The 16,520-nt window shown below is 66.9% G+C and carries 22 protein-coding genes; 7 read left to right on the forward strand and 15 right to left on the reverse strand.

The annotated features are described in order from the left end of the window. Positions 1–225: 225 nt before the first annotated feature. Both ACVN90_RS12805 and ACVN90_RS12810 read right to left on the reverse strand, forming a co-directional pair. Entirely contained in the window at positions 226–984 is a 759-nt protein-coding gene (locus ACVN90_RS12805; protein ID WP_475098621.1) for an SDR family NAD(P)-dependent oxidoreductase, read from the reverse strand. A gap of 89 nt (positions 985–1,073) precedes the next feature. Further along, complete coding sequence (locus tag ACVN90_RS12810; protein WP_475098622.1) at positions 1,074–1,898, reverse strand: alpha/beta hydrolase fold domain-containing protein; 825 nt, start codon at positions 1,896–1,898, stop codon at positions 1,074–1,076. A gap of 179 nt (positions 1,899–2,077) precedes the next feature. On the opposite strand from ACVN90_RS12810, the gene ACVN90_RS12815 reads away from it, so the two are divergent. Next, entirely contained in the window at positions 2,078–2,620 is a 543-nt protein-coding gene (locus ACVN90_RS12815) for a TetR/AcrR family transcriptional regulator (protein ID WP_475098623.1), read from the forward strand. A gap of 70 nt (positions 2,621–2,690) precedes the next feature. Here ACVN90_RS12815 and ACVN90_RS12820 read toward each other — a convergent pair whose 3' ends face one another. The 6 genes from ACVN90_RS12820 to ACVN90_RS12845 all read right to left on the reverse strand — a co-directional run bounded on the left by ACVN90_RS12820 (position 2,691) and on the right by ACVN90_RS12845 (position 6,814). Continuing rightward, complete coding sequence (locus ACVN90_RS12820; protein ID WP_475098624.1) at positions 2,691–3,734, reverse strand: zinc-binding dehydrogenase; 1,044 nt, start codon at positions 3,732–3,734, stop codon at positions 2,691–2,693. Positions 3,735–3,768: 34 nt separating this feature from the next. Beyond that, positions 3,769–4,086, reverse strand: coding sequence for a carboxymuconolactone decarboxylase family protein (locus ACVN90_RS12825; RefSeq protein ID WP_475098625.1), 318 nt, complete (start codon positions 4,084–4,086; stop codon positions 3,769–3,771). Beyond that, a complete protein-coding gene (locus tag ACVN90_RS12830; protein WP_475098626.1) occupies positions 4,083–4,490 on the reverse strand; it encodes a (R)-mandelonitrile lyase in 408 nt (135 codons plus the stop codon). The genes ACVN90_RS12825 and ACVN90_RS12830 overlap by 4 nt, the downstream gene beginning before the upstream one ends. Before the next feature lie 82 nt (positions 4,491–4,572). After that, the gene (locus ACVN90_RS12835; RefSeq protein ID WP_475098627.1) at positions 4,573–4,920 is read right to left on the reverse strand and encodes a DUF2255 family protein; all 348 of its coding nucleotides are present in this window, start codon (positions 4,918–4,920) and stop codon (positions 4,573–4,575) included. A 23-nt stretch (positions 4,921–4,943) separates the two neighbouring features. Continuing rightward, complete coding sequence (locus tag ACVN90_RS12840) at positions 4,944–5,846, reverse strand: helix-turn-helix domain-containing protein (RefSeq protein ID WP_475098628.1); 903 nt, start codon at positions 5,844–5,846, stop codon at positions 4,944–4,946. Positions 5,847–5,932: 86 nt separating this feature from the next. Next, positions 5,933–6,814, reverse strand: a complete 882-nt coding sequence (locus ACVN90_RS12845) for a helix-turn-helix transcriptional regulator (RefSeq protein WP_475098629.1) — start codon at positions 6,812–6,814, stop codon at positions 5,933–5,935. Between the two features lie 101 nt (positions 6,815–6,915). Between ACVN90_RS12845 and ACVN90_RS12850 the strand changes: the two genes are divergently transcribed. Beyond that, positions 6,916–7,617, forward strand: coding sequence for an NADPH-dependent F420 reductase (locus tag ACVN90_RS12850; RefSeq protein WP_475098630.1), 702 nt, complete (start codon positions 6,916–6,918; stop codon positions 7,615–7,617). Between the two features lie 19 nt (positions 7,618–7,636). Further along, positions 7,637–7,975: a MoaF-related domain-containing protein gene (locus ACVN90_RS12855; RefSeq protein ID WP_475098631.1), complete on the forward strand. Its 339-nt coding sequence runs from the start codon at positions 7,637–7,639 to the stop codon at positions 7,973–7,975. A gap of 19 nt (positions 7,976–7,994) precedes the next feature. Here ACVN90_RS12855 and ACVN90_RS12860 read toward each other — a convergent pair whose 3' ends face one another. Further along, complete coding sequence (locus tag ACVN90_RS12860; RefSeq protein ID WP_475098632.1) at positions 7,995–8,708, reverse strand: SDR family NAD(P)-dependent oxidoreductase; 714 nt, start codon at positions 8,706–8,708, stop codon at positions 7,995–7,997. 141 nt (positions 8,709–8,849) lie between these two features. On the opposite strand from ACVN90_RS12860, the gene ACVN90_RS12865 reads away from it, so the two are divergent. Further along, positions 8,850–10,058 (forward strand): multidrug effflux MFS transporter, encoded by a 1,209-nt coding sequence (locus tag ACVN90_RS12865; RefSeq protein ID WP_475098633.1) that lies wholly within the window; start codon positions 8,850–8,852, stop codon positions 10,056–10,058. 170 nt (positions 10,059–10,228) lie between these two features. Further along, positions 10,229–10,591 (forward strand): cyclophilin-like fold protein, encoded by a 363-nt coding sequence (locus ACVN90_RS12870; protein WP_475098634.1) that lies wholly within the window; start codon positions 10,229–10,231, stop codon positions 10,589–10,591. Positions 10,592–10,667: 76 nt separating this feature from the next. On the opposite strand, the gene ACVN90_RS12875 is transcribed toward ACVN90_RS12870, so the two are convergent. Continuing rightward, positions 10,668–11,423 carry an SDR family NAD(P)-dependent oxidoreductase gene (locus ACVN90_RS12875; RefSeq protein WP_475098635.1) on the reverse strand — a complete coding sequence of 252 codons (756 nt, stop codon included), beginning with the start codon at positions 11,421–11,423 and terminating at the stop codon, positions 10,668–10,670. A 140-nt stretch (positions 11,424–11,563) separates the two neighbouring features. On the opposite strand from ACVN90_RS12875, the gene ACVN90_RS12880 reads away from it, so the two are divergent. Continuing rightward, a complete protein-coding gene (locus tag ACVN90_RS12880; protein ID WP_475098636.1) occupies positions 11,564–12,154 on the forward strand; it encodes a TetR/AcrR family transcriptional regulator in 591 nt (196 codons plus the stop codon). A 69-nt stretch (positions 12,155–12,223) separates the two neighbouring features. Here ACVN90_RS12880 and ACVN90_RS12885 read toward each other — a convergent pair whose 3' ends face one another. After that, positions 12,224–12,775, reverse strand: coding sequence for an L-asparaginase family protein (locus ACVN90_RS12885; protein WP_475098637.1), 552 nt, complete (start codon positions 12,773–12,775; stop codon positions 12,224–12,226). Positions 12,776–12,849: 74 nt separating this feature from the next. Between ACVN90_RS12885 and ACVN90_RS12890 the strand changes: the two genes are divergently transcribed. Then, positions 12,850–13,014 (forward strand): helix-turn-helix domain-containing protein, encoded by a 165-nt coding sequence (locus ACVN90_RS12890; RefSeq protein WP_475098638.1) that lies wholly within the window; start codon positions 12,850–12,852, stop codon positions 13,012–13,014. Between the two features lie 80 nt (positions 13,015–13,094). Here ACVN90_RS12890 and ACVN90_RS12895 read toward each other — a convergent pair whose 3' ends face one another. From ACVN90_RS12895 to ACVN90_RS12910, 4 genes are all read right to left on the reverse strand, one after another. Beyond that, complete coding sequence (locus tag ACVN90_RS12895) at positions 13,095–14,207, reverse strand: alpha/beta hydrolase family protein (RefSeq protein ID WP_475098639.1); 1,113 nt, start codon at positions 14,205–14,207, stop codon at positions 13,095–13,097. After that, the gene (locus ACVN90_RS12900; protein ID WP_475098640.1) at positions 14,204–15,160 is read right to left on the reverse strand and encodes a hypothetical protein; all 957 of its coding nucleotides are present in this window, start codon (positions 15,158–15,160) and stop codon (positions 14,204–14,206) included. Before ACVN90_RS12900 ends, ACVN90_RS12895 begins: the two co-directional genes overlap by 4 nt. Next, positions 15,160–15,675 (reverse strand): hypothetical protein, encoded by a 516-nt coding sequence (locus ACVN90_RS12905; RefSeq protein WP_475098641.1) that lies wholly within the window; start codon positions 15,673–15,675, stop codon positions 15,160–15,162. Before ACVN90_RS12905 ends, ACVN90_RS12900 begins: the two co-directional genes overlap by 1 nt. 91 nt (positions 15,676–15,766) lie before the next feature. Next, the gene (locus tag ACVN90_RS12910; RefSeq protein ID WP_475098642.1) at positions 15,767–16,441 is read right to left on the reverse strand and encodes a helix-turn-helix domain-containing protein; all 675 of its coding nucleotides are present in this window, start codon (positions 16,439–16,441) and stop codon (positions 15,767–15,769) included. Positions 16,442–16,520 lie beyond the last annotated feature (79 nt).

Raw genomic sequence — 16,520 nt, forward strand, 5'->3', positions numbered from 1 at the left:
TTGATGCGTGGGTGCTCCGACAATCGGCCACAACCCGCCACCTGCACTCAGCCACCACGCGCGACCAGTCGGACAATCACGTCATCGGGTTAGGAATTTGGCCGCTGCGCGGCGGACGACAACGCGCGGCGATCGCGGTGCGCCTGACGTCCGTGTCCCTTCGAACTCCGCCAACGCCAGCGCCTTCGGCGCACCCCACGACGGGATGCTTCGCACGGGCATCAGCTAGACGGTCGACCAGCCGCCGTCGCTGGGCAGGATCGCGCCGTTGACGTTTGAGGCGTCGTCGCTCAGGAGCCAGGTGATCGCCGCGGCGAGCTGCTCGGGCTGCGCCTGTATCGGGAGGTTGGTCTGGAGGATGGGTCCGACGCGACCAGCGGCATACTCGCTGCGCATGGGCGCTTCGATGTTGGTCGCCACCGGCCCCGGCGCGACGGCGTTCGCTCGGATTCCCTGCGGCCCGTGGAAGAACGCAACGCTCTTGGTCAGTCCGGCGATCGCGTGCTTAGACGCCGTGTACGCGGCGCCCGACGCGGAGGCGCGGAGGGCCGCCTCCGAGGTGACATTCACGATCGAGCCGGCACCGGCCTCGATCATGATTGGGAGCACCGCCCGGGTAAGCCGCATGGGTCCCGTCACGTTCACGCTGAATACTCGGTCCCAGGTCGCGTCGTCGACCTCGCTCGGGGGGAGGAAGGCGTCCATGATGCCGGCGACGTTTGCGAGCCCGTGAACGGTTCCGCCCGTGGCTGCGAGGATGGCGTCGATGGTTTCGGATTGGGTGACGTCTCCCGAGATGGTGACGACATCCGCGCCTTCGAGATCGCTCTGGAGGGTGTTCAGCCGTTCCGCGACGACATCCGTCGCGACCACGCGGCCGCCTTCACGGGCTATCCGTACCGCGGTTGCCCGTCCGATGCCCGATCCGGCACCTGTGACGACGATGGTCTTCCCTGCGAACCGATCAGTGATGTGCTCGCTCATTGTTCTCCTTCGTTCGGCTGAGCTCGTGTGAATCTTCGTCGTTCGCGCGGTCCTTCGCGGCGGCCTCGGTCAAACAGCCGACGGCTCGTCTAGGTTGTGGCGATACCTGCGGCCCGCAGGGCATCTGCCTGCTGGCGCCAGAAGTCCTGTGCGACGTCGGTCTTGGCGAACAGGGCGTCGAAGCCGTGGAACGCGCCGGGAACTATTGAGAGGTCGCAGGGGGCGCCGGCGTCCTTCAGGCGCTCGGCGTAGCGCACATCCTCGTCGAGGAAGAGGTCGTTGTCGCCTACGCCGATCCACGCTGGCGGCAACCCTGTGAGATCCTCTCGTCGGGCGGGCGACGCATATGCGGCGATCCCGTCGCTTCCGGGCGCCGCGTCGAGGTAGGTCGCCCACCCCAGGCGGTTGCTCTTGGTCGTCCACACCCGGAAGCGACGAGCGTTCAGGTCCTCGCGCGTTACCGTTCGGTCGTCGAGCATCGGATACACCAGAAGCTGGAAACGGATCGGAATCTCGCCTCGGTCGTGAGCCAGCAGGACGAGAGCCGCTGCGACGCCGCCTCCTGCGCTGGCCCCTCCGATCGCGAGACGAGTCGGATCTACGCCGAACTCCTCTGCGCGCGAGACGAGCGCTTCCAGCGCGTCGTAGCAGTCGTCGACGGATGCCGGTGCGGGAGCATCGAGTCCGACGCGGTACCGCGCAGCGGCAACCACGATTCCCAGGTCGCGCGCAAACGCGATGTTGTCGCTGTCGTCCTGCTCAGGGCTTCCCCCGAGGTGACCACCGCCGTGCATCCAGAGCATGACCGGTAGGGGGCTGCTCGCCTCCGCGGGGCGGAAGAACTTGAGCGACACCGTCGGCGAGACGGCGACTTCTTCGACGCGCACACCGGGGCCAGGATCGGCCGATCTCATCGTGAAGCGTCGCATTAGCTTCACCGAAGTTCGCGTGTACGGAATCTCCGGCATGAACCGGACGCGGCGAAGCTCAGGGTGAAGCGGGGATGGCATCTCATCTCCTTCGATGTGACGGATAGCAGAATCCTGCGTCTGCAATCTCCAAATGTCAACACTGTTGAGGTAATAATGATCGGATGGGCGGACCGCACGGGCAGAGCAAGCAGGCGGTCTTCGTCGCGGCCCGAGAGCTGTTCGCCGAGCGCGGCTATGCGAAGACCTCGGTCAGAGACATCGCCCGATTGGCCGGTGTCGATCCGGCGACGGTGATCAGGCACTTCGGGTCGAAGGATCAACTCTTCCAGACAAGCATGTCGACGCCGAGGGAGACCATCCTTCCCGCGGGGGGCGCGCGTGACGACCTCGGCCGTCAAATCGTTCGTGCCGTTCTCGAGCCGGAAGGCCCCTTCCGTGGGACCTTCCTCGGTCTTGTACGCGCAAGCGAGTCGCGCGGAGTCGCTGCAGTTCTCTCACGCATGCACGAAGAGGGTTTCGTCGAACCCCTCGCCCGCATGCTCACCGGAGATGACGCCCCCGTGCGCTCGAGACTGATCGCGGCGATGGTCGCCGGGCTGATGTACTCCCTGTGGATCGCACAGGACGAAGGACTCAGAGAGGCCGATCCGGCGGTCATCATCGAGACTTATGGGCGGCGGCTGCAGTCACTCATCGACGGATGAAGGCGCCACAGCCGCGGGGTCCGACGAGACCTCACGCCGCTGGTCAGACCGGCGCGAGGTCTCGCTAGGGTCAGACGGTGACGAGGGCCTTCAGGGTCGACCGCGCGTCCATGTCTGCGTACGCGGTGGCCACGTCGTCGAGCGTGTAGGTACGGTCGAACACCTTACCCGGGTCGATGGTGCCATCGAGCACGAGCGGGATCGTCTGCTCGATGTAGGCGCGCACCGGCGCCGGGCCTCCGGTGAGCGTGAGGTTGCGGCCGAACAACGACATGAAGCCGACACCCGCCTCCTCGTACTGCGGCACGCCGACCCTCGAGATGACACCGCCGGTGCGGGCGACGCGGTGCGACTGCTCGTACGCGGGCATGAGGCCGACGGCCTCGAGCACGACGTGCGAGCCGAACCCACCCGTGAGGTCGAGGACCTTCTGGATGCCCTCCTCGCCACGCTCGGCGACGACATCGGTGGCGCCCCACTCGACACCCAGGTCGGTACGGTCCTTATGGCGGCCCATGAGGATGATCCGCTCCGCGCCCAGCTGCTTCGCAGCGAGCACGGCGGACAGACCGACGGCGCCGTCCCCGACAACCGTGACGGTCTGGCCGGGCTGGATGCGGGCCATGTGCGCGGCGTGATAACCCGTCAGGTAGACGTCCGACAATGTCAGGAGAGATGGGAGGACCGCCTCCTCCTTCTCGGTCACGCCGGGCACGACGACGAGGCTGCCGTCGGCCAGCGGGATCCGAGAGAGCTCCGCCTGCAGACCCGCAGTATCAGGGGTGGCGTAGAAGCCGCCGTGCGGGCACGCGGTCTGGAACCCGTCCTTGCAGATCGGGCAGGTGTTGTCGGCCCATGCAAACGGCGCGATGACGAGATCGCCTTTCTTCACGGTGCTGACGGCTGAGCCGATCTCCTCCACGACGCCGAGCAGCTCGTGTCCCATGCTCTGGCCGTGTCCGCCGGCGGCCATCGAGTGGTACGGGTGCAGGTCGGAACCGCATACGCATGTGCGGACCGTGCGCACGATGGCGTCGGTGGGCTGCTGGATGACGGGATCGGCGACGGTCTCAACGCGGACGTCTCCCGCGCCGTACATGATGGTGGCCTTCATAGTGGTCCTTCTCTGGTTCGGTTGGTGTTCTTGGTCAGTTCTGGGCGAAGGCGGTGCGCACGGCGCCTATCGCCGCCATCGCGCGGGGCCAGCCGACGTAAAACGCAAGGTGGGTGATCGCCTCGACGAGTTCGGTCTCGGTGACCCCGTTGTCGCGCGCGAAGCGTGCATGGAAGGTCAGCTGCTCGGTGGCACCGAGAGTGACCAGAGCGGTCACCGTGACAAGGCTGCGGTCACGCTTGGACAGCTCGCTCCGCTCCCAGACCTCGTCGAAGAGGATCTTGTCGGTGTAATGCGCGAGCGCGGGGGCGATGTCACCGACGGCATCCGTCCCGCCCGTCCAGCCGCTCATTTGGCCTTCCCCTCGTACTCGGCATCTGTGATGTGCTCTTTCCACACGGTCGTCACCGCGGGGTCGTCGCCGCTCTCGAGCATCGCGATGTGCTCCATGAACGTTCCACCGGCCGAGGCATGCCAGTGGTCCTGGCCGGGCGGCGTGTACAGCGTCTCGCCGGGGTGGACCTCGATGATCTCGCCGTCCCTGGTGCCGAAACGGGCGACGCCCTGCGTGACGCGGAGGTACTGGCCGCGGGCATGTGAGTGCCATGCCGTTCGCGCGCCCGGCGCGAACTTCACAACCGCAACGCTCATCCGCTGATCGGGCTCGTTCGGCACAGCGATCATGTCGACCCACACGTCACCGGCGAATTGCTCCGGCGGATTCTTGACGGTGGGGCGAGTCGGTTCGATATTCATAACCGATTCCTTCTCTCTTCTCGGAAATCGGGGTCTCGAATAGCCGGGTTCGCGCGCCCAGGCGCGAACCGCACGAGCGGCGTCAGGCTTTCGGACGGATCTCGACGGTGGCGGCCCTCGGCCGAGCTGCCACCATCGGCGGCAGGTACGGCGACCCAGAGTACTTCGCACGGTAGGCGGCATCGATGTCGTCGCCGAGGCCACCGGCCACCGGGAGGAACTCGACGTCGCGGGTCGAGCCGGCCGCGGTGATCTGCCCGGCTCGCTGCGTCATCGCTGCCCGATACCAGCGCGAGTCGGCACCGTTCCAGGCCCTGACGAACAGGCGCCCGTCGACGACGACAGACCAGATCCACGTGGGCGTTCCGATAGTGATCCCGTCGTCACGGAAGGGCGCGACATGCAGATCGTCTGTGATTTCAATGGCCATGAGATCGTCCGCACTCCACGCCGTCATCGCCCTGCCGCCGATCCGCTGCCACCCGTCTCCACGGCTTCGGAGGGGTGCTCGGCCGCCCACGACGCCAGCAGATGCAGGCGTTCGGCAGACGGTGAGCCGGGCTCGGCCGTGTAGATCAGCAGCACGTTGCCGGGCTCAGCGGTCAGTGCGAGCTCCTCGTACGCCAGGGTGAGTTCGCCGACGACGGGATGCTGGAAGCGCTTGGTGCCGGCGCCGTGCGTGCGTACGTCGTGCGCCGCCCACAGCCGCCGGAATGTCTCACTCCGGGTCGACAGCTCCCCCACCAGCTCCTGCAGCGCACGGTCGTGCGGGTCTCGGCCAGCCTCTGCGCGCATGACCGCGACGCACATCCCGGCAAAGACCTCCCAGTCGGGATAGAAGTCGTGCGCCGCGCGGTCGAGGAACTGGAATCTCGCCAGGTTCGGCGTCCGCCCGCCGTCGCCGATCACGGGCGAGTAGAACGCCCGTCCGAGCTCGTTCACCGCGAGAAGATTCTGGCGAGGGTCTCGGACGAACGCGACGGCGTCCGTGATCGCCTCGAGCGCCCAGGACAGGCTCGGTCGGGGCGCCCACGCCCGCGGGGCACGTCGACGTGACCGACCACTGGTCGGGATGCCGTCCGCTGCGCGGGCCAGATCGAGCAGGTGGCCGCGCTCGGCGTCATCGAGCTGCAGGGCGTCGGACACCGCATCCAGCACCGCCGCGGACGCGCCCGCGATGGCGCCGCGCTCCAGCTTGGCGTAATACTCGACGCTCACGCCTGCGAGAGCTGCGACCTCGCTGCGGCGCAGTCCGTCGACACGTCGGTTCGACCCCGCGGTCAGCCCCGCATCCTCCGGGGTGACGCGGGCACGACGCGACATGAGGAACTCGCGCACCTCATCCTTGTTGTCCATGCCATCGAGGCTAGGCCGCACAAGAGCGCCGAGGGAGTCTCTCCGAGTACACCCCACCACAGGGCACCCGTGCGGGGGAGCCCATCTCAGCGGCGCACGTGGAACGACTTTGCATCGGCTGCCTGCGCGCGCGTCGCGACAAGGCTGGCGAGCAGGTCGAGCCCGTCGGCACTGGTACTGCCCGGCTCCGCCGTGTACGTCGTGATCGAGTGATGCGGATCGCCTGGCAGCGCGAAGTCGTCGAACGTGAGGTCGAGGATGCCGACCTCGGGGTGGTCGATGATCTTGCGGCCGCGCAGGTGCCGACGCACGTCGTGCTTCGCCCAGCGCCTGCCGAAGTCGGAGCTGCGCGTGGACAGCTCTCCCACGAGATCGGACACGCTCCGATCGAGCGGGTCGCGCCCTGCCGTGCCGCGCAGCACTGCGACGACGAGATTGCGTGCGTCATCGATGTCGACGTAAAAGGACTCCGCGCGGGGATCGAGGAAGGCGAACCGGCCGAAGTTCGGAGCATCATTGCCGTCCTCGAGCAGGGGTGCGTACAGGGCTCGGCCGAGATCGTTGGCGATGAGGATGTCTAAGCGATCGTTCTGCACCAGTGCAGGCACCGCCATCGCCCGCAGCACCTGACGCGCCGAATCGGTGACCGCCCCGCTGACAGCCACCGCCGGCCGACGCGGGGGCATGACGTTGCGTGCCAGGTCGCGGAGGTGGGCGCGCTCATCGTCGTCGAGCTGAAGAGCTCGCGCGATCGAGTCGATGACGGCATCCGACGCTCCGCCGAGTTTTCCGCGCTCGATCTTCGTGTAGTACTCGACGCTCAGCCCCGCCAACATGGCGACCTCTTCGCGGCGCAGACCAGGCACCCGCCGATCGCCGCCGACGAGATGGGGCAACCCGGCTTGCGCCGGGGTGAGGCGGCCGCGGCGACTCATCAGGAAGTCCCGGATCTCGTGCTCGATCGTCATGCCATCCACGGTACGACCCCTATTCCCCGACTGGGGTCCCCTGTCAGGGTCTGGAAGTCGCCCTCAACCACGCCGATGGTGGATGGAGAACATCACAGAAAGTGAGCACCAACATGAAGATCGCCGTTCTCGGAACGGGAAACGTGGGCCGCATCCTCGCCGGGCGTCTCGCGGGTCTCGGCCACGACGTCGTCATCGGCACCCGGGATGTCGCAGACACTCTCGCTCGCACGGAACCGGACGCGATGGGCACTCCCCCGTATGCGCAATGGCAGCAGGAACACCCGGAGGTGCGACTCGTGCCACTCCCGGATGCCGGCGCGCACGGAGAACTCGTCCTCAACGCCATCAACGGGCAGAACGCCCTCGCCGCTCTCGAGGCGGTGGGTGCCCCCGCGCTCGCCGGCAAGATCCTGCTCGACCTCGCGCTGCCGCTCGATCTGTCCCAGGGGATCCCCCCCACCCTCACGATCGCGAACGACGATTCGCTCGGCGAGATCATCCAGCGCACCTACCCCGACACCCGCGTCGTCAAGTCGCTGAACTCGGTGTACTGCGAGGTCATGGTCGAGCCGTCACGTGTGCCCGGCGAGCACACCATCTTCGTCGCAGGGAACGACGCGGAAGCCAAGGCCACCGTCGCCGGCATCCTCGAGCAGTTCGGATGGACCCTGGCATCCGTCTTCGACCTCGGCGACATCACCGGCGCCCGCGGCGCCGAGATGTACGCACGGCTCTACTTCACCCTCTACAACGCCATCGGCTCGTTCGACTTCAACATCAACGTCGTCCGCGCCCACTGATCACGGAAGAACACACCACATGGACAGCAACGCAACCCTCCCCAGCGTCGGAGAGACCTGGCTCGCCGACCTCGGCCCCGACACCCCGCTCGGCCACTTCACCGTCGAGATCACCTTCGAGACGGCGAACCGCGTCTCCTTCCTCGTCACGGGCGGCGCCATCAAGGGCCGCGCCGAGACGATGGACTACACCGCCACGCAGGTGCGCGACGGCCTCTACGTCGTGCGCTGGACCGAGCCGGACTCGCTCGATCACGTCACCCACATCGAGGACTACACGAACGGCACCTGCATGGCCAGCTCCGTCATCGGCGGCGAATTCGTGCAGCTGCACGGCACCTGGACGAGGGTCCGCTGACCCCGTGACCGCGCAGGGCTCAGTCCAGACGGATGCCGGAGTGCGCGTCCAGCGCACCCAGGAGCTCCGCCTGGAAGGGCGGGTCCTGCGCGGCCGCCGCCGCCCGCTGGGTGCGGCGGTGATACCAGTACCCTCCCGTCGACGGCTCGATCGCGTCGCCGGTAGCCAGCCATACCTGCGTCTGGTGGCCGGCGGCGAGATCGTCCGGCGCACCGGCACCGCCCATGCGGGTCGGAACCCAGCCCGGGTCGACCGCGTGGACGGCGGTGCCGTCCCACTCCCGAGCCAGCGCCATCGCCATCGCAGTGACCCAGAGCTTGCTGTCGGAGTATGACGCCTTCCCCGACCGCAGACCGCGCAGGTCGGTAGTACCCCCGCGGTGCATCGAGCTGCTGAGGTAGATCAAGCGCTGCGGTCTGTCGATCAATGCGGTGAGCGTGTACGCGGCGACGACATTCACCCGCACGGCCTCCGGCGGGTGCAGCGCACCTGCGTTATGGATCACGGCGTCGAAGCGGCCGGTCTCGTTGGCCTGGCTCGCGACCTGCCGCACCTGCGCGAGATCGGCCAGATCACCGATGACCTCGCCGGCCCACCCAGCGCCCGACGGCGGAGACGGCAGGCGGGCGGCGGTCCGAGCGTGCACCACCACATCGTGCCCGGCCTTCACTAGGGCATCGGCCGCGTTGCGGCCTAGTCCTCCGGCCGATCCCGTGATCAGAATGCGCGACATGGTGTCCCACGGTAGTCCCCGCGCGCAGTCTCAGGGGTGCCCTGCGGGTACACCCCTTATCAGTGACTCCCCGCGACGAGCGATTCCAGCAAAACTGGCGCCATGACCGATTCCAGGCCCGTACTCGCCCTGCGTAGACGGATGCTGCCGGCCCTGCTGCTCCTGCTCACGGTGTTCGGCCCGATCTCGATGGACCTCTATCTGCCCGCGTTGCCTGCTCTGACCCAGGAGCTCGGTGCAGCGACGTCGGTCGCACAGCTCACCGTGACCGCATGCCTGATCGGCCTCGCGGCCGGCCAGCTCATCGCCGGCCCCCTCTCGGACCGCTACGGCCGCCAAGGGATCCTCGTGATCGGCATCGTCGCGTACATCGCCACCTCCGCTTTGTGCGCGACGAGCCCGACCATCGAGCTGCTCATCGCGGCGCGCGCCGTGCAAGGCCTCGCCGGAGGCGTCGGCATCGTCATCGCGAACGCCGCCGGACGCGACGTCTACTCCGGCGGCGAGCTGATCCGCTTCTACGGTCGCCTCACCGTGGTCGGCGGCTTCGCGGCGATCGTCGGACCGCTGCTCGGCGGGCTCCTCAACACGTTCGTCGACTGGCGCGGACTGTTCGTCTTCCTCGCCGCAGCGGGAGCGGGCATCCTCATCGCGACCCTGCTCGTGTTCACCGAGACGCTTCCCGCCTCACGACGCACCAGCGGCGGATTCGCGCACACGCTCCGCGACTTCCGCACTCTGCTGGCCGACCGCGTGTTCCTCGGCGCGGTCCTCAACCAGGGTTTCCTCTACGCGGCACTCTTCGCGTATCTCGCCGGAGCGACGTTCGTCCTGCAGGACATCTACGGACTCACCCCCCAGTGGTACGCCGCCGCGTTCGGACTGAACTCCGCCGGCTTCATGGTCTTCGGCTACCTCGCCGGCCGCACCGCCGAGAGATGGAGCATCCCCGGAACCCTCACCATCGGCCTCGTGATCGCAGGACTCGGCGCACTGGGACTGCTGCTAGCGGGAATCACCCCCGTGCCGCTGTGGGTGATCATCATCTCCCTGCTCGCCCTCGCCAGCGGAGTCGCGATCACCTCCCCGCCCGCGACCACCCTCGCCCTCGCCGAATACCCCGACATCGCCGGAACCGCATCCTCCCTGCTCGGCATGGTGCGCTTCGGATTCGGGGGCATCGCCGCACCGCTCGTCGGCATCGCCGGAGCCCTCAGCATCCTTCCGCTCGGCATCGTCACCACCGTCGCCGTCATCCTCGGCACGCTGAGCTTCACGCTCGCACGCGCGCCGAGAGCCGGCACCGTTGCGCCGGCAGCTGCGAAGGCCACCCAAGGAATCAAAGCGTGAACCCGCGACTCACCCGGGGAATCGCCTCCACCGCAGCCATCGCGCTGAGCGCCGGGCTCGTAGCCTGTTCACCGCAAAGCGGGGCCCCGGCATCACCGTCATCTGCCTCCCCTCCCTCCGGGACGGCCGCACCGGACCCAACCACCTCGTCCGAGGACACAGGAGCACCCATGGCATCGACGCCGATCCGCATCACCATCGACGGCACAACACTGGACGCGACGCTGAACGACAGTCCTGCGGCCCGCGCGCTCGCCGCCCGACTCCCCCTCAGCCTCGAGTTCTCGGACTACGGCGGCCAAGAAGTCCTTGCCGCGCTCTCCCCCGCTCTGCCGATGGAGGGCATGCCTGCGGGAGAAAGCGCACCTGCAGGGACGATCGGCTACTACGCCCCGGACAACGTCCTCGTGCTCTACTACACGGATGTCGGTCGGTTCAACGGGATCGTGCGCCTTGGCGAGATCGACAGCGACATCGCAAGCCTCCGCGGCTGGGACGCACCTAGAAAGGTGACCCTCGAACTCCAGGGGTGAACTCGGGCATCCGTCATGCCTGCCCCAGCGCCCAGGAACGGGACGGTGCAGCTCGCCGCACGCCCGGGCGCCGGTGTCAGACCGCGAAGCCGCCTACTTCGATGCGCTGCGCGGTGACCCGGCTCGTACCGGTGAGGACCGCGGCGACCGCGCCGCCGACGTAGTCGGGGTTGCCCATCTCGCCGAAGACGCTCAGCTGAGCGATGCCTGCGGACACATTCGGGTCCTTCATGAGACCGCCGCCGAAGTCGGTGGCGGTCGGGCCGGGGGCGATCACGTTGACCGTGATCCCGCGCGAGCCGACCTCGGCGGCCAGGTGACGACTGAACACCTCGATCGCGCCCTTCATCATCGCGTATCCCCCGGCAGCTGGAGCGGTCACCCGAGTAAGGCCGGAGGAGATGTTCACGATGCCACCGCCCTCGACGAGAAGTGGAAGCAGCTTGATGGTGAGGAAGACCGCGCCCTTGACGTGCACATTCATCATCGCGTCGAAGTCACCCTCGGTCAGGAGTGCGAGCGGCTTGGTGATGCCATTGCCCGCATTGTTGACGAGGTACTCGAAGCTCTCGCGCCCCCACGTGTCGCGCAAGGCGGTCCGGATCCCCTCGACCGAGGCATCCAACGAGCCGAGGTCGCCGATGTCCTGTCGCAGGGCGACGGCAGTGCGGCCGAGCGCTTCGATGGCCTGGACCGTGTTCGCGGCTTCATCCGCGTCGGCTCGGTAGGTGATGATGACGTCCACGCCGTCGGCGGCGAGGGCGGTCGCGGTGGCGCGGCCGATCCCGCGGCTGCCGCCGGTGACGATAGCGATCTTGGTGTTCTCAGTCATGGGGTTCCTCCTCTTCGACCTGCACTCGCTCTTCGACGTGTGCATGCTCGTCCACATCAAACCAAACGGTTCGGTATTGACGCTAGACGTCGATCGAGGCAATGTCAAACCAAACGGTTTGGTATGCTACTGTGGTCATCGTGACCCGCGCGAAGAACGACCTGACGATCGATCGGATCGTGTCGGCGGCGACCGAGGAGTTCGCCCGGTACGGGATCGCAGGCGCCCGAGTTGAGCGAATTGCCAAGGCGGCACAGACGAGCAAGGAACGCGTCTATGCGCACTTCCGCGGAAAAGAGGCCCTGTACCGTTTCGTTGCCGGGCGCGAGCTCGCCGCGATGGCTGAAGCGGTGGAGTTGGACCCGGCCGACCTTCCGGGCTACGCGGGCCGCCTGTTCGACCACACTCGACAGCACCCCGAGAGACACCGGCTCATGATCTGGGGGCAGCTCGAGGAGACCACCGACGACGTAGTCGAGGATGATCCGGTGCGCGACTCCCTGCAGACGAAGATCGCTACGCTCCGTGACGCCCAACAGTCGGGCACCCTGGATCCGACATGGGCACCCGAGGATGTCCTGGTGTTCGTCACCCAGCTCGCGACGTCCTGGGCGACGCAATCCCGGCTGGTGCCGGATGACAATGACGAGGATGCGTACCTGGACGACCGGCGGGAGGCGATCGTCGCCGCAGTCCAGCGCCTGTTTCCGGCATCCGCGCGACGGGACTGACACCGACCCACGACAAGCACCGAGGGGTGAGGACATGCGCCCTCACCCCTCGTCTGACGATGGCCCGGGTCAGCCGCGCCCATTCCCCTGGTTGCCGCTACCGCGCCCGTTGGCGTTGGCGTTTCCGCGCTCGATCATGCTGCTGAGGTCGAACCTCTGGTTGCCGACAGTGTTGTACCGTCCGCGCACCGTCTCGGGGTCATCCGAGAATGTCAGCCCCAGGGCCAGGAGCAGTCGCGCCTTTACCGGGAGCACGTCGCCGGCGCCGGTGACGTCGGCTCGTCCGGAGTCGTACGTCCCCTCACCACCGGTGCGGGTTGCTGACACGAACAGAACGCCGCTGTCGATGGCAGCCTGCTGCGCGGCGACTGCTTCTGGTCGAGTCCGCCCGGGGCCATGTCCCGCCGTGACGACACGCTTCGCGCCGCCTGCGACGACACCGGAGATGGTCTCCCCCACTGCCTCGACACAGCCCGAGACGATGTCGACCTTGGCGATGTCTGCTGGCGCGATCTTCGAAAGGTCGAACGGCGTCCCCTCGCGGGTTGCCGTGACGAAGCGCTGCGCCCGGCCCCGGCGGGTTGACCTGTGCAGCGGCCCGACGGGCGCGCCGAAAGGCACTGCGGCAGAGTTCACCGAGGTACACGTTTGCGACCGCTGACGTACGGGAGCTCGCACGAGCGATCGGTGAGGCGATGGAAGACGGCCTTACCTTGCGCGCGCTGGCGCGGCGATCAGGCGTGAGCCGGACCACGATTGGCCGAATCCTCAGCAACGGCCAGGCTGAGTTCGTCAGCGAGCGAGTGCTGGCCCAGGTCACCGCGTCGGTGCGCGACCTGCACGAAATCATGCTTGGCTGAACTCTCCTCACGCGGCAATGATGCGTAGTCAGATGCATGGTCTCGCCAGCTAGCTACGGTCGCTCCAGATTGATGTTGATCTAGGTTCCCGGCGCAAGCGCCGACGTCAGTGCGGAACTGAATGCGTCTGGATCGACGTTGGCCTCCCACCCGTGGGGCGCTTCAGCCGTCTCAACAAGTGCGACGTTCGAGTGCGCACCTACGAAGTCGCGTGTGAGGTGGAGAGGAATCTCGTCGTCCCCTCTCGAATGGACCGCTAGCGTTGGGACTACAAGAGCCGGGCCTCGGCACCAGTCGAGCCGCTGAAAGTCGAGGGGCTCCGGTATCCCGAGCACGCAACTGGCTGTGCGTGAGCCGAGCATCCAAGTGACACTGGTGGCGACGAAGGCAGGTAGCCGGGCGGCGCGAACTCCGTGTCGGATGATGCGTTGCCAGTTCGTGGCAGGGGCGATAAGTACGAGCCGATCGAACGCCGCTGCGTCGTGGCGGAGAAGCTCCAGCGCGAGCCCTGCACCCATTGACCACGCCACCACGAAGACTGAGCTCGCCCCCAACGATCGTGCGTAGGCGACTGCGTCGGCCAGGTCTGTCCACTCGCGCTGACCCAGCGTCGAGGCGGACGCCTGCGGTCCATCCCCGGAACCGCGATAGGTGATAACCAGAGATGTCAGTCCGGCACCCTGCGCCACCTCGACGGAGCGCAGCGTAACGACTCTCGACGTGCGAATGCCCTGCACGTGAATGACCCAAGGTGCCTCGAGGGAAGAACTCCGGAAGAGCCAGGCCGGTGCTGACGCGCCGTCACGCAGAGGTACCGTCACGTCCTCCCAGTCGGGATCAATCTCGGCGGGCCCGCTCATGGTGTGCCCGGTCCACTGAGCTTTGAATGGCTCCGCACTGATCGGCGCTGTCGTCTTGAGAACGCGACGAGTAACGCGATCCCCGGCGGTGGACGCGACAGGCCCGATCAGCGCGTGGTGCTCGAATCGTTCCCCAAACCAGAGGCCGTAGTTCCCATCGACAACGGTGAGCTCGCTGCGCGGCAGCTCGATTGCGTCGCCAACGCCACGAACGACGAGCGTCTTGCGGCGCGGCTCCGTACCGACAACGCGGCGTGCCAGCGCCCAGATCAATCCGGCGGCAGCCGCGAGTAGCACGCCAATCGCCGTGGCAACAGCGCCGATCAACTTCAAGGCGCGCTCACCGCCCCCGCGGCACTCGACATCCGCACCACCGCCGGCGCACGCATCTGTCGATCGAGCATCTCTGTCGCGGCGCGCAGCAGCACTCGCTCGCGCTTCGTCAGCTCCTGGCTGTTGGCGATGTCAGTCAGGCGGACGGCCAACCGATACGTCTCATGCACGGGGTCCTCGTCAGGAATGGGTTTCACGATCATCCCGCGATCAAGGCTCGCCTTCGCGAGGAGCCGCCCGAGCGTCGCGTTCATCGATCTGCGGCCGGCGCGCGCGACGGCGAACACGATGATCCCGGCGCACACCAATACGACACCGCCGTAGAACGGAATCGTGAACAGCGCTCCGACGGCTTCGACGGACGGCGTCCGCCCGAGTCCGGCGACGCGGAGCGTGAGGTAGATTATCTCGATGGCGCTCGCCAAGAGGATCGCCCAGGCGCCGATCCGGATCAGGATGTACGGCCGCGGCGTGCGACCGCGGATACCGCGAAGCATCCGGATCATGATCAGGATGACGCACCACATGTACAGCGATGCGTACGCCCACAAGCCGAACTGATCCGCCGTCTCTTTGATGAACTCGTCGGTCGTCGATCCGCGATCGGCGATCAGCAGGAACGGGACCGTGAAGGAGAGGCACATTGCGGGCAGCTCCCAGAGGCTACGCGGATTGAACCTGCTGCCGTCGAGCGTGAGCGCCGCTTCCATGACGAACCAGAACGCGGTCGTCGCGAGGATGTTCTGAATGAGGTTCGCGACGTTCGCTCCGCCGAGCCAGCCGTCGACGATCGGCAGGGGAATGAGGACTCCGACCATGAAGACAGCCGCGAGCCCGGTGATCGTGGCGAGCCAGGTCAGTCGGCTCGACGGCTCGCGGATCGCGGACGGCAAACGGATCAGGGTGAGCACCAGCAGCGCGAGGAACGCGACCGCTTCGATGCTGAGCGTCATCAGCCGAACACCGCCTCGTCGTGTCCGTGGCGGGGTTGAAGGAGCAGCCTCGACAACAGCTGCGACAGCTTCTCCGCCTCTGCTTCGATCACGAGTTCGGTGTCGGCGAAGTCCAGGTCGAGTTCGAAGTCCGGGGTGACGATGCCTCGCGCGAGCACGGTCTGACCAGCGCGCACGTGCCGAGATCCGGGATGTTTGACGGGCAGTGTCGCGCATCCAGCGTGCTCGAAGACGACGTGCGAGAGCTCGTGCAGCACCGTGTGAAACTGGTACCAGCGAGGGTCGGACTTGCGCACGAGGATCTTGGCCGAGTCGGCGGTCAAGAGGACCAGGCCAGTGATGTTCTCCCAATCGCGATCGCCGACCGGCTCGATGTCGATCCGCTTACCGGTAGCCCTGGCGACTTGTCGGACGATGTCTTCCAGTTCGACGTCACCGGGGAGGTCGAGACGCTCGAGCTGCACCTCGGCGCGGGCGCGCAACTCATCGTGATTTCGAGAAGCGCGGTAGCTCATGATGCCCGACCTCCGATCACGATCTCGGCACAGCGATCGCTCGAATGCTCCCCACTGTACGCCGATGCGCAGTCGAGGTCAGGTGAATGCGCTAGTGCGCAGAGATCGATCTAAGGGTCTGTGCGATCGCGCGCAGCGCGGCAGGCGAGATCTCACCGACGGCGCGCGCCGACACCGAGTCCGCACCGGACGCCTTCAGCGCCTCACGGAACTCGAAGTTCGCCTCCGCGGCTTCCACGGCGGCAGCATCATCCAGGTCGAGCAGGTACGCCGGCGGGACGCCGGCATAAGCCCCGACACCTTCAAGCACCCTCACACGAATAGGTGCGCTCGAGTCCCCCGCGAGCAGAGCTGCCCACTCGTCGCGGTCCAGTGCGACCCCACGTTCGGCGAGTTCGCTGACGAGACCGTCGATATCGAACCCGGATCCGTCCAGGCGTGGCGCACGCGATACCGCGGACAACCTACGCGCCAGTTCCGTCGCGTCCGCGTCGAGGACGGGCTCGATCTCTCGAGCGTCGCCGATGGATGCTGCGACCCGCGAGATCTCGTGCGGATGGGTCCCGAGTGCTTGAGCGAGCTTTTCGATGTCGTTCGCGTCGAAGGGTGCGGCGCCTCGCAGCCGCCCATAGAAGTAGCTCGCCGACATGCCGGAGCGTTCGATGAGTTCCTGATTCGTCATCTGCTCCGCGTCACGCAGAGTCGAAATGGCGCGCACCAGGTCCATGGACCACGCGCCGGCCTCACCCTGTGAACGTCTACCCACGCCCAAAGGCTATCGCTACGCACAGAGTCGCACGTTTGGTATCTATTTCAGCACAATCGGCGTATCGTGCACCTATGTA

This window comes from Microbacterium sp. F01 (assembly GCF_056156365.1).